Raw genomic sequence first — 13,184 nt, 5'->3', positions numbered from 1 at the left:
TGAATGTTCAAATAATCCTTTGTTCTGACAAAAAAAGAGCCTATCTTTTCAGATAAACTCTTACTTGTCATACCAGGGTTTCTCTTTTTTACTAAAATAGGATTTGCTCATTTCAATAGTAGCTATCCCCATAGGAATCAAAATAATACTCCATAAAACCGTCACAATTCCATCTGCAATAAAGGAAAAACCACCTGTAAAGTGAAGTCCCAAATACAGTAATAATACAACTGGAAGGAAAGCTGGAGCGAATTTTAAAACGGCCAACCCTAAAACAATTATAAACACCATACTAAGTCCAAATGTTTTATAGAACACATAGATTGCTATAGCTCCGATAAAAATAAAGAACAGCTGAACAAGTCTTTTAATATCAATGAAAATCATCATAGATTCCTCCTACTTCATCAGTAATATTTTAAAATTTATTATCTCCTTATATGTGGAGGCTAAATAGTTTTTGGTAAGATACCCTATAGAACGCTATTTTTTCTTTCTCTCCATCTTTTCCCATTCTCTTATAATCAGATTCTCAATATAAGATGAAGCTGATTTTTCACCGTGATACTCTACTAAAGCATCTAACATATCATATCGAACATTATGATGCAGAGAGAAAGGAAAACGTTGCTTTTTATTATAGCTGTCAGGAGACTTTCTAGCCTCCTGATTTTGTTTCCTCGAGGAAAGAGTCTTTTCTCTCTTTGGTGTACTTTGGAATGTTTGTTTTACTTGTGCGAATCGATTCTCTGTCATGCTACCTCTCCTTCTAACACATTCAAAATATTTTCATATACGTAGTTTATATTATCATAAAACTTTTGATGTGTCTCTTTTTGGTTAGCTGTCATCTCTTCATACTGCTCAAAGACACTCTGACTGATCACAAGACTCTTGGCCATGAGCTCTTTCTCCTGGATAGAACCCAGGTAAGCCTGATCTTCTTCAACAACTTCTAAAAATTGTTTGCAGGTGTCTGTTACATTGTTTCCAACGTACTTAATCTTATTCCCAATAAGATAAGGTTCTGCTTTAACATAGCTTTTCTTAGTAATAACTTCGATAGCTTCGCTCTTAATGAAATCTACAAAATTTTTCAAAGATAACCAGGCACGAAAACCATTAAGAGAGGCATCAGAAACAGCTAAGACAATATCTGATACGGCTATAAAATTAGCAGTAACTAGGCTCTCGTCATTATGCGTATCAATTAGAATGACATCAAATTGTGCTTCTAACTCCTCGTAATGTTCGCTAAACCACATAAACAACTGGAGATATTTGTTGTTTCGACTAGCCAGATCTAACTGCTCATCTGTCAAACGCTCATCACCACAAATCAAACTGAGATTTTCTGATATTGGAACAATTTCGTACTCTCCAGTCGTAAATATATCATAGACGGTTTTCTCACATTTTACATCAAATGTTCTTGTCAAATTGCATTCCCAGGCTCCATCAATGAGTAGTGTTCTAAGCCCCTTAACACGTGCCAACCAATCCCCTTCATTAAAGGTATCTGTAGTCTTACCACCGCCACCTTTACCTAAGTTTGTTGTCTGAATCTTCATGATTCCCTCCTTGGATAATTGTATATTTTGTTATATAACTTTTTATATACTTAATTATACCTAAAACTACTTTCCTTGTCAATATAAAAGCACAAAAAGTTATATAACTTTTTGTGCAACTTGTTATCCGTATGTACCACCTATATTTCCACCAACATAGGCTTTTAGCTGGATTTGTTGAACCGTAGTATTGAAATTTCCAACGAAATAGCTGTTCTCTTCTCCATTTTTAGTTAGAACAACTAAAAATTGAATAACATCATCTGATTCAGTTGGCATCACTTCCAATTGTTCAGGTTGAAAATCATACTGATTCGTCAGAAGAGCCATCGCAAAGGTTTGAACCATCGCATTCTGTGTCATAGATAAATGATTCTCGATTGTTCCCTTGACATTTGGCAGAAACTTCGTCTTTTTTATATCTGCTACTGCTTCTTCAAAGGCTTTTAACACCTCCTTTTTATCTTCCAGTGCTGCCTCTGCATAGGGACGTTCTAGTTTTAGCTTAGCTGTCCGATAATGCTTTTCATCTGCTGTTTCCTCTTTGGAAGACGGTTCGTTTTGAGCAGTTCCTGAAGAACTCACCTGAGCTGTTTCCTCTATTTTGGTTTGTTGAGATGGTCTGAAACTCGACACAATCCCTATTCCTGCCAAAATTAATAGAATACCTACTACAATCGATACAACCATATTCTCTTTTATCCAATCAATCATCTTATCTCCTCCTTTTAATTTGAACTTAATTTAGCTTCTCTGTCATCTGGATAAGCAAAAGAGATTACCTGTTCTTGCTGTTGAGATTTAGTCCAAATACGATAATTCCATGTATATGGAGTTTTGAACTGATCCCAACCACTCAGAGGTGTATTTTGCTCTACAAACAAGATGGAGCCATTCTCAAAAACATGACATACAATACCAGTATGGCCATATCCTCCGCCCCCTACCTGTGTAGAAAAAATAGCGCCTTTTTTAGGTGTAGTCTTAACTGAGTTTCCAAATATTGCAGCCCACGCTGCCGCCTGATCTTTCCCATCGCCCTGTACGGATCCAGAATGGCCCCATAAGTGATTTCCAATACTAATTGTAAGATTCACACATTGTCCAGCATACTCGTCACTTCCAGGATTATACCATCCTGTGGACTTGGCATAATCCATGCCTAAGCTCTTAGGATCAATAATGAATGGTTTCAAACTATCTGGTAAGTCTTCTGGTTTATACCCCCACGCAGTCGCATCTGAAGGGACAGTTCCCGTTCCATCGGTACTGCTGCCTGATTCTCCACATCCACTGTTTTCAGCTGAAGAAGACACCGCACTATCTGAAGAACCGACATCTTGTGTACTGGATCCTTCATAAGGTTTCTCACCATGAGCAGCAATAGCTTCCTTATCAAGCCACTGATACTTAGTACCTAGTTTTTGGTACATATCAGTTAGTTTGCTCTTATAAGTGCCATCTGTAGCCCATCCACCATCTGCTATAGCAGATAGGCTAGCAATACCATTTGTATTGTTTATAGCCCCTTTATAAAGTGTCTGGTGAGCCATAAACTCAGCTTTCCCTACGATTCCTGCATCGTAGCTAGAAAACCAAGTATAAGCTCCTCCTGTGCCGTCTCCAACATTCGCTCCAGGCTTTGTCCCACTTAAATCAACACTATCTTCACCATACGTCGCAAGAGTAACTGGAAAATTACTTTTGCTAGAGGTTTTAACACCTCCCATATTGTGAGCTTTCCAGAAGGAGGTGCCATTAGGATTCGTAAAATTGAAGCCATTCTCTATCATTGTTTGAGTGATAGAGGCTGAAGGTAGGAAACCTCCTGCCTTCCAAGACAGGATATAAGCTTCCTTATGCTTTTTTACAAAGTCATCGATGGAACCATCAGCTGAAGAAACTGTTGAGTCGCTGGTTGAAGATGTTGTTTCTACGGCACCACAATCATTTCTTCCATTATTGGTTACAGCTCCCATTATCCCAACTAACATGGTTATCCCAACATTGATAATTAATAGGAGAGCCACAAAAGGAATGAGGATCTTCAGTTTAAATATTTTTTTCATGGATACCTCGCTTATTTACCACAATCCTAATATTGTTCGCAAAATTCCATAAAAAACTAAAAATACAATAAATCCTATTCCAATCTTCTTGAGACCGTTCAAAAACTCCTTATCTCGTTCTTTTTGTGCTTCCAGGCGTTTTGGATCAGATTCTCCCTCTGAAGCGAAATAATCTCTTTCTTGTTTCATGCGATATTTACGAATCAACACATATTGATCAAATCTCTGCTTAGTCCTTGCAATCATTCCTAGTTTATTTTTGGCCATTCTGGTTTACCTTCCTTTCTTATTCAATACCGCCATAGCGCTCAACTTCAGGGGCTAACAGCTGTTGGTTAAAGACTAGATTTCCAACCCCCGCAATGTTCATGAATAACTGCCCTTTCGCTAGACGAGGCAAAGTCTCTAGTTCAGACTGATTCATTGATCCAGATAAGGCGTTGGCTAGTAGAGGAACACTGGTTTCATCCGTCTGAGCAAAAACTCTATATTGCATCAGACCAAAAATCCTCTGGACTGCCGTTACATACGGATCCTTATGAGTGCCAATCCCTGTCTCAAACAGAATCCCTCGTAGTGAATTAACAGACAATACAACACCAGCAAAGTTTTCGCCCATTGTATCAATCATATCGGCCAGAAGGTTGACACTACTTTCATGCTTAGGATCAATGAGTGTCTGTGCCCCACTAATATTAACAATATAGTGCTGCATATCCATCTCCGTTAAGTCAGGACGTCTCTTCAGTAATTGCTTACAGCGTTTTCCGTTATTGACAATATCAGCTGAGACAAGTGAAAGAACAGAGAATATCTGAACATTTAACAAATGAGGGGCGTTCTTCAACCCTGAGAAGTCAAATGTTACAACTTGCTCTGAAGAAATATCTTGAAATTCGGTTGTTCCCTCGAAAATTTCTGCGTTTGTTGTCAATAGTTCGTTAAACGTATTGTAAATACGCTTAACAGCCTTGTGCTCAGCTTTATCCGCACTAGTTTGTTCCAGTCGACGTTTGTAGGCATCAACAAACAAAATAAAATCAGACAGAATAGGATACTCTTCCTTCACAATATCCGTCGCTTTCAGTTTTTCTGGATTCAACGAAGGATTTCGAGCCCACAACTCTTCTTCAATATAGAACTCATTCAAGAGAGTTCCAAATGTGATTAAATCGTCTCCTGTCACTTCATTATTCAGGAGTTTATAGATACTCTTCAGTTTCTCGATGTGAAGGTTGTAAGATTTCTTCTTATCAATTTCAGTTCCTGCTTCATTGGTTACTGTTGGAAACACCTGGAAGATATTGATACGGTTAGACTCCCCTGATAAATCAAGAATCAGTCCATGTTGTTTTCGTGTCTGATCAAGAAACTGACCTGTAGCATCAAAATTACGAATATAATGTCCCTTCGCATAGAGACCGTCTGTATGTTTCATAAGGAAGGAACGCTGTCCCATCTTTGGATTTCCAGATAGAATCATAAAAGATCGTGTTCTTTTCTCGTCACGTTCTAGAAAATTGAAATTTACCGCTCCGTTGGTTGGAGTCCATCCAAGGTAGAAACCCTTCTCATCTTCTAGTTTCGTATGATTAAAGAAATATCCTCCAGCTATTGAGTGAGCTGGAGTCGGTATCCCTCTTCGATGGTTGGGCAAATCAATCTGATATTCGGCTGGAATAAATGGAGCATGGTATTCAAAATCTAATTCTCCAGATAGAATAGTAGATTTGAATTTCGACGTTTTGTCTTTGACCTCTTCAACCCTCTTGAATAATTCTTCTTTGGTTGATGCAAACACAAAGACACGAATATACATTCCATACATAGCTATATTTTGCTTATCAATTTCACGGCTTAGTTTATTCAGATTTTCAATTTCATCTAGTTCTTTCCGATTATTGGTTAGTTTGCTATTGTTTGTAATTCGTGTTGACTTCTCTTCAATAGAGTCCTCAATCTCTTTTTGAAGCTGTCTATTATCCTCCTTGTACAGGGACAGGAAGGAACGTGTCCTAGAGATCAATAACAGTTCGGAAAGCCAAAAACGATCCATTCCTTCAGTTGGATACTCATAATAGTGTAAGACCGTATGGTATCCATCTCCACTTATCCAGGACCGGTCATCCTTTTGAAAATCAATATTTCCTTGCGGTTGAATCTGGCTAAGAAAGGCAAGGTCATATCCTTCATTTTTTAGTTGTCTTTGTCTACGTTTTGATAAATCAGGCATGCTATCTCTCCTACACTTTCTCATTCATATTGTTGTATTGCTTTATAATCTGAATTTTCTTCCTGTAGCTGATATCTTGTGGAACAAAATCATTATTTCCATAGGTTTTAGCCTTCCGAACCAATTCGTCCAATTCAGTTGTTGTAGGCGCAAACAGCCACAGAATGAACTCTGTATTATAGACTTCTTGTCGGATGCTTTCTTCAACTTTGATTTGGCTTTGAAGCCAAATTTCACGATCCTTGAGTTGTAAAAAACGTCTCTCATTTACTGATAGCTTAGACATATCTTGTCGCACTAAATCCAAATGATGGCGCAAGTCAAAAATTTGCGTGTCTGTATTTGTTGGCAAAGTTGTCGTCTCCACTTGGATATTCGGCCCAAATCGAGTCAACCAGGTTTCAAAATTTTCAATGGTTCTCATAACTTCGTTATAAGACATCGAACCTAGATCTTTACCTGGTATCTCCATCAGCTGCAAGTAACCATAATCAACTAACTGGATATAAGCCTGGCTGTTTGGAATGATTGATTTTACATCTAACAACTCAACGCAAGAATGCAAATCAAAATATTCCTGCGTTTGTCTCTTCGTTTCTTGAATACGTCCCAGCGGACGTTTCTCATTTTTGGGGTATTTAATTTGTTTAATCGCCATTATGGTTTTCTCCTTCTGATGTAATTTAAGCTGATATAACGTTTTCTTCTTCGTCTGAAGAACAGAAACATGCTGTGCCAATTCTTTTTGCCACCGTTGGCTGGCAATACAAGATATAAACTCATAATTGGTGTCAACAAAATGAATGCGAACATCTGTATCCACTGACTTTTAGGAAAGATTTTTAAGCCAACGCTCAAAGCGATTACTCCAGTAATTCCTACAAAAGCAATATCTAGAATAAGAAGGCCAATAATCTTGATTTTGGCATAGATATCTCTAGGTACACCGTATTTTTCACCGTACATTAATTTCTCCTTTACATTTGTTGTGACACTCACATTATAATGAATAATCGAAAATATCTTTTAAAGGGACAATAGTATTTTTGCCATTATCTTCAGGAAAGAATTGTATAAAAAGTTATATACTTTTTTGCACAATAAAAGAAGCCTCAATCTTGAGACTTCTTAACTAAATCAAAGAATGATTCTTCAGAAAGGAAAGTGATGAATTGACCTTCTGATATTCTTCTAAGCGCTGCATCATGCTTTTTAGACCTTTTATCTGGATCAAAAAGATTCAACTGCTTGTGTCCTAAAACCAATATATCTGTTTTATTAGATACATAGCTTTGCACGACAGCTCCTTTACTTTCTAAAAATCGTATGGATTCTTCTCGAGTTAGAGGACGTAGGCTTCCTGTGATAACAATGTTCTTCCCTGTTAAATCCATAGTTCAGCCTATTCTTCTTCGTCGTCACTCTCAGCGCCAGTGATATGACGCCCTCCCTGCATACGCTGTCCTGCTTGTTGCATTTGTTGGTTCATGTAGTTCATTTGATTCATACTCTGTTGAAATTTTTGTTGAGAAGAATCAGGCTGTGCAGGTGGAGTTGGATTTTGGATTGGTGGCTCCTTTCCTTCAGCTGAAGACGTCGGATTGATAATAGGTGCTTCTGCAGGTGGAGCTGGATCTTGAATTGGTGGCTCCACTCCTTCAGCTGAAGGAGGTGGATCGACAACAGGCGCCTCCGTTGTTCCTGAATCAATTGGAGGCTCAGGAATATCAATCGGCCCAGGCTGACCAATTCCAGGAACAGCATCATTTTTCAGAGCGTTATAGGTCGCATTTTGAGCAGAGGCAGCCTTATCATCCAGGTTATTTAAAACGTTGCCAACTGCCCCTTTCGTATTTTGCATGGCTTCAAAAGCTTTCCATTCTGCCAAATCAACCATATTGCTTACACCACCTTTGGCCGCATTCATCAAGCCCTGGTCTTTTACAGAGTTCAAAGCACCTTGAATACCACCTCCAGTTTTGGCAAGACTATTTCCTAGGATCTGACTTCCTTTAGACAGGGCATCTGGAGCTTTTTTAGCCATATCCATACCAAATTGACCAAGCGCCATACCCCCATTGAAGACACCTCCTGCTCCAGCCGCAAAGGCATTGCCCATCATCATAGCACCGAGCAATTGTTGAGCTGTTTCACTATGACCTGTTGAAACTCCAAGCCAGCGCTCGATCATGGCCACTCCTTGCATTGCCGCAAAGAATACCCCCACATAGACAAAGGCAGCTGCGAGACACTGTTCCCACATGTTCAGCCCATCAAAGAATCCGCCAGAAAGCTTAGATACTGCTGAAACAGATAGGATTGGCAAATCTCTGAAAATCTCAAGTGTTACACGCATAATGATAACTTCAAAGAAAATTCCTGCGAAAGCACCACCAATCGTTCTTAACAACTCTTTGTATTTCTTTGAGTTTGATAGGGAGCTATAACCAAGAATCGGAGAAATCATTGCTTCAATCAGAATATCAAAAACTGATTTGACGAGCTTAATGATCATGCTGACCAAGAGAACAACAAGGATAATGTACTGAAGAAACATCCCTATCCAGTTGACTTTATAGCGCATATAAACGGATTCAAAAGCACTCAATTGATTAATGAGGCGGTGTTCTGTAATGCTTTCAACTCCAGTGTTATTAGAATTCAACTTATGGAGGAACAAGCCCTTAATCCCTGCTATTTTGTCGTCTTCCTGCATCCTCTTTAGCATTTCTGGATTTGTTGTACCATAGTTTGCCCCAAAATCAATCTTGGTCGCAAAATCAGTCGTGTCCCGCTGTTCAGGGTTATCCGTGATATTATTGACAGGGGTAGATCCCTCTTGAACAGGCTTGATATAGCCATAATCATCCATTGGAAACAACTCCGTAGAAAAATCCTTGTAGATCAAGACTTTTAAGTCTACCACATTATTTTTCATGGGTTGAAGAGCCAAGGAGGAAGTTGGTTTACTGCCAGATGGCGCTTCACTGGAGACTGTCTGGATAGACATGGCATCCTGTGCCACTGCTGTTGAGATAGTGGTCAAAGCTAATGGCAATACGGAAGTTACAGCTGTTACCAAAAGGAAATTCGTAATAACCCCCTTATACTTTACTGGCTTAGTAAAAACTCCTGCGACGGCTGACACGACCAAAATCAGGGTGAACAAGGACGTCCCCAATAGCTGAAACCAGTAAAAGAACTGGCCTATAATCGTCTTCTGGTCGCCCAGATAACCGAAGAGGCCAAAGAGCTTAAACATATTATTAAAAACATGTTCTAGACTAGAAGTGATTTGATAAAGAGCCTTGGCAATCCCTCCTGGTAAATAGGTGAGAAATGCCATAAATGCAGGAGTCGGTTCTAAATAGTTATTCCAATAGGAATAGAATTCTGCCAGCTTTTTTGCATTCTCACCTGTGATTTCACCATTGAGATTCTTGACCTCATTCACCAAATCTGAAAAGGTTTGATAGTGCACTAAAGATACCTTCTTTCTTTTTAAGATACCCCTATCATATTCAATAATGGCAAAATCGTTTTTAAAGGGACAATGAAATTCTGACAACAAAAAAAGTCTCAAGTAATTGAGACTTTTTAAATTAATCTGCTGTTCCATTGAAATCATAGAAAGCATTGTCTTCTTTATAGCCACGAAGGAGTTCAATGATTCGGATTTTTTTACCCCCCTCAGTCAAGACGACTTGATAATAGGCACCTGCATCCTCAGGCTTATCTGCATTATCACCAACAGCGATTGTAAAGTTATCCTTTCCTTTCAGCTGACTTTCTAAACTAACAATAGTCCCTCTGAAAGCGGCTGGAATAGTCTTTACTTGTTCCTCTGATAGTACACTGTACTTAACACTTCTACCGTCATTATTTGAGATGGTTCGCTTTTCTTTATCAAATTTCAAGGTAGTTCCTACTCCACCCTTAAAAACAGAACTATCAGAACTATGTTCTGGTGAAAAGCCTGTATAGCTATCTTTTAGCACATTTTTAGCAATAGAATCAGGTGATTTTTGACCACAAGCTCCAAGTAAAATCAAGGCTAAACCTACTAAAACAATTCTTAAAAAGTGATTTGCTTTCATCATTTTTCTCCTAACCATTGTTTATTTTATTATAGCAAACAGCTTTTTTTCTTGCAAGTGTTTATATAACTTATTGTATATCTTTTTAGATAACTTCATCTGCAAAGAAGTCGTCTCCATCATCATAATAATCATAGTCACCGTGAATGACACTAGCTACAGCCGCCTGGAATAGTTCATCTGTAGATGTAAATGATTGGGATTGTACCTTTTGTCCTTTACTATGACGACCTGATAGTTTAGGAGTTTCCCCATTGTTGCTGAGGAGAGGCATGGTCAAACGTTGCCTCCAGTCTATGATGTTGTTGAAGGCTGTACCTGCATCAACTGCGATCTCCTGAAGTTCTAGCTCACGGTGCGCACTTTCGACTGGAATATCCGCAAGAGTCATCGATGTATCAAACTCCTCTTGTAAAAACATGTACTTGTAAGGGAAGCTGTTCTTATCATGTGCGAAGATTGGATCCGTTGTGACCTTACGTCCAGCATTATCCCGTCCCTTGACTCCACGTAAGATAACCGCTTCTCCTTCCTGGAGCTTGGCCAATTGTGTTGGTGTCAACAACTCTTGTTTTGGATTCTCGACAGCTACATTTGGATTGGCTTCGTCCAAGATATTGCTGGAGCGCCGTCTTCTGGTGATGGTACGTGTACCCAGGTCAGCACTAAATTTCTTATTGGTATCTGAAGATGTTGTTTTAACATAAACCTTCAATGAACAGTTGTCCATAATGGTTCGAGCAACATTTTGGCCGTATTTATCATCCAATTGCTCCAGATTTTGAATCCATAGGTAATAGAGAATGTTTTGTCCCAATCCAATAGATATTTTTGTATCCATGTGAGGAATCGCAGGGATATTTGTAAACTCATCTAAGATATGGAGAATCCGATTAATACATTTACGACCACTTGAGAGAGCAAGCTCATAGTTAGCATTGAATAGCTGATCTAAGAATAACGAAACAATCCCATTATACTCTGTTCGGTTTGGCGGTGTTACCAGGTAAATGACTTTTGGTTTATCTGAATAGACCAGCTCAATATCCGACTCCTGGAGAAGATTTTGGGTATCTTCTTTATTCTTAAGGACGGTTATATCGATATGATCTAAAATCGGCTTCTTGCTATACTCATCTAGTTCTAGACTATCTCCAACTTTTCGATAGACTTTTTCAGCTGAAAATTGGAAGACTTGATCTCGAACAGGGGAATGGCCATTATTCTTATGGTTGAAATCAATCGTTACCGTAAACTGATCTGGAAGTTTAGGCTCAATGGCATAAGTAAGATAGCCTTCCCCATCGACTAAAGCCGTCGCTTGCTTTATATAATCGACTTTCTTCTCGACTTTCCCCCACTTCTTCAATCCTGTAATCGTTACTTTAGCAGTTTTGTGCTTAAATTCGTTTTTAAGCTGACTGTTGGTGCTTGATCTCAGCTTGACAGATAATCGACGTGGGAAGCCAACAGACTCTAAATCAATAGAGTTTTTTGAAGTCAGTTTGGCCACGTTGTCTTGCAAGAACAGGTTGATTCCTGTCATCATGCTAGAGTAGACATTCCCTTTAGTCTCATCACCACCAAAGTCTGAAGCTCTAAATTCAATATCCGCCATTTGTCTAAATTTCGAGAATTGTTTTTGATTGACTTGTCTCAAATTATCAAAATAGACTGTGATTTTTGACTTCTTCGATACTTGTTGTTCTCTGCTCGGATTCTCGACGATTTCTCCAGCACCATCTACAAAGACTTCTTCAGACCCCATTGTCGCCAAGAATTTCGCAACGTTAGGGATTGTAATGGTATCCCAGGCATCGTCTTCACCATTTTGATAGGTTTCATTGGCTCGATCCATCAAAGCCATTGTCAGAGCGTTAAATAGGGATATAGAAGACTTACGGAAGTATTCCGCATTTCCCTTCTCTCCTCCCTTTTGTTTGGGATAAATGGATTCTGCGACTGCATTGACATAGGTTTGAGTTTTCTCATAGTAGCCCTTCTTTGCGGCAGCGATGGCTAGAGCTAGCGGATTGAAAGACATAGACCAATCCATATTTTGGAAAGAAAGAACATTGACATCATAGTCACGTTGCCTCATGAGTTTGTAGGAGGCTTGATAATGTTCCCCTTTCGGGTCTGCTAGTACCATCGATGGCTGCAATTCAGCACGACTGTTGATTTCAATTGCTGGAGTAATATGACCTTCACCCTTACCTGAACGAGTCATCCCAATTCCTAACAGATTCGTCGGCTTATCTTCAATGTAATAATATCCAGAAGGAAAAGCTAACATGCCTAAAATCCGCTCCGCATTTGTCACGTATCGGCTCATTTTTCTATTTTGCCATAACATTTGAGTTCTCAGTGTTTGTCCTGCTAAATCATGAGTCAGTTCATGAAGTACAGGGGCTCCACCTTCACCTGGATAAGTTAAATCTTTATTGGGGATCTTTTTGTATTGACGACGAATTTCATCAATCGTCACAAAACGGTCATCTCCTTCTTCATTGTTGTTATAGTCTCGAAACTGCTCGAAGTTCACCCAGGCAGATTTCCAGGCGATAACTAATCCCAGTAAAAAGATTGGAAATGCTAAAATCGGTGCTATCAAGAAGACTTTAGCGTTCAATAAACTTTGAAATAAGAGGCTGTTTAAGTCAAAGTTTACGGCCTTACTAGCATCTTTAAACGACCATATACTAAAATAGAGAAAGCGGATTGTAGCCCTCAAAACAGTAACCAGGTAATTGGTTAAGATAAAAGCAATAAAGCTAAAACCTAATCCCATATAAACAAAACTACGGTAACTTTTAAAATAAAGAATGGGTTTCATTTCTTTATCAAAACGTTTCCGTTCCCGTTTTACAAAGGGAATCATATAAAGAATTCGAAAGAGAATATTCCAAAGAATGAGGGAGACAAGCGCAATGATTTTTGGAATCAATAACTTTACCCATTTGAACAGCCCTCTGGCTGATTGCTTCCATACCTGTTCCCAATCAATCGCATTGCGACCTTTCCAACTTCTTTTAAAAATCTGCTGAAGAAAACTCTTGCTTTTTAGTAACCGCTGATACTGCCTTAAGAAGTAAGGTTGAAAGAGTCTGAAGAGGTAATAACCTGCGACTCCTAAAAAAAGTAAGGTATTGATCCAACTGGCTCGAATCAATTGGATAAGGGTATAAAATACTACTTCAAATAACTCAAACAA

The 13,184-nt window shown here is 38.9% G+C and carries 13 protein-coding genes; all 13 read right to left on the bottom strand.

The annotated features are described in order from the left end of the window. Window positions 1–60: 60 nt before the first annotated feature. The 13 genes from HMPREF9189_RS04235 to HMPREF9189_RS04175 all read right to left on the bottom strand — a co-directional run bounded on the left by HMPREF9189_RS04235 (window position 61) and on the right by HMPREF9189_RS04175 (window position 13,184). On the bottom strand, window positions 61–390 hold the full coding sequence (locus HMPREF9189_RS04235) for a hypothetical protein (protein WP_000972579.1): 330 nt from the start codon (window positions 388–390) through the stop codon (window positions 61–63). Between the two features lie 93 nt (window positions 391–483). Further along, window positions 484–756, bottom strand: a complete 273-nt coding sequence (locus HMPREF9189_RS04230; protein WP_000138497.1) for a hypothetical protein — start codon at window positions 754–756, stop codon at window positions 484–486. Further along, the gene (locus HMPREF9189_RS04225; RefSeq protein WP_000701738.1) at window positions 753–1,571 is read right to left on the bottom strand and encodes a ParA family protein; all 819 of its coding nucleotides are present in this window, start codon (window positions 1,569–1,571) and stop codon (window positions 753–755) included. Before HMPREF9189_RS04225 ends, HMPREF9189_RS04230 begins: the two co-directional genes overlap by 4 nt. Before the next feature lie 123 nt (window positions 1,572–1,694). Beyond that, on the bottom strand, window positions 1,695–2,285 hold the full coding sequence (locus HMPREF9189_RS04220) for a hypothetical protein (RefSeq protein ID WP_000568112.1): 591 nt from the start codon (window positions 2,283–2,285) through the stop codon (window positions 1,695–1,697). Window positions 2,286–2,299: 14 nt separating this feature from the next. Further along, entirely contained in the window at window positions 2,300–3,640 is a 1,341-nt protein-coding gene (locus tag HMPREF9189_RS04215) for a CHAP domain-containing protein (RefSeq protein ID WP_000718094.1), read from the bottom strand. Window positions 3,641–3,655: 15 nt separating this feature from the next. Beyond that, a complete protein-coding gene (locus tag HMPREF9189_RS04210; protein ID WP_001107250.1) occupies window positions 3,656–3,907 on the bottom strand; it encodes a hypothetical protein in 252 nt (83 codons plus the stop codon). A gap of 19 nt (window positions 3,908–3,926) precedes the next feature. Further along, entirely contained in the window at window positions 3,927–5,873 is a 1,947-nt protein-coding gene (locus tag HMPREF9189_RS04205; RefSeq protein WP_001113077.1) for a hypothetical protein, read from the bottom strand. Between the two features lie 10 nt (window positions 5,874–5,883). Then, entirely contained in the window at window positions 5,884–6,531 is a 648-nt protein-coding gene (locus HMPREF9189_RS04200) for a hypothetical protein (protein ID WP_000985684.1), read from the bottom strand. After that, window positions 6,531–6,839 carry a DUF5592 family protein gene (locus HMPREF9189_RS04195; protein ID WP_000274178.1) on the bottom strand — a complete coding sequence of 103 codons (309 nt, stop codon included), beginning with the start codon at window positions 6,837–6,839 and terminating at the stop codon, window positions 6,531–6,533. The genes HMPREF9189_RS04200 and HMPREF9189_RS04195 overlap by 1 nt, the downstream gene beginning before the upstream one ends. A gap of 146 nt (window positions 6,840–6,985) precedes the next feature. Beyond that, window positions 6,986–7,267, bottom strand: a complete 282-nt coding sequence (locus tag HMPREF9189_RS04190; RefSeq protein WP_000366278.1) for a BRCT domain-containing protein — start codon at window positions 7,265–7,267, stop codon at window positions 6,986–6,988. An 8-nt stretch (window positions 7,268–7,275) separates the two neighbouring features. After that, window positions 7,276–9,354 carry a pLS20_p028 family conjugation system transmembrane protein gene (locus HMPREF9189_RS04185; RefSeq protein ID WP_025168500.1) on the bottom strand — a complete coding sequence of 693 codons (2,079 nt, stop codon included), beginning with the start codon at window positions 9,352–9,354 and terminating at the stop codon, window positions 7,276–7,278. A 121-nt stretch (window positions 9,355–9,475) separates the two neighbouring features. Next, on the bottom strand, window positions 9,476–9,973 hold the full coding sequence (locus tag HMPREF9189_RS04180) for a hypothetical protein (RefSeq protein WP_083771784.1): 498 nt from the start codon (window positions 9,971–9,973) through the stop codon (window positions 9,476–9,478). Between the two features lie 82 nt (window positions 9,974–10,055). Beyond that, window positions 10,056–13,184, bottom strand: coding sequence for a VirD4-like conjugal transfer protein, CD1115 family (locus tag HMPREF9189_RS04175; protein ID WP_000462365.1), 3,129 nt, complete (start codon window positions 13,182–13,184; stop codon window positions 10,056–10,058).

Source organism: Streptococcus sp. oral taxon 071 str. 73H25AP (assembly GCF_000146755.1).
Taxonomy (GTDB): domain Bacteria; phylum Bacillota; class Bacilli; order Lactobacillales; family Streptococcaceae; genus Streptococcus; species Streptococcus oralis_T.
This window is presented reverse-complemented; position numbering and strand designations above follow the sequence as displayed.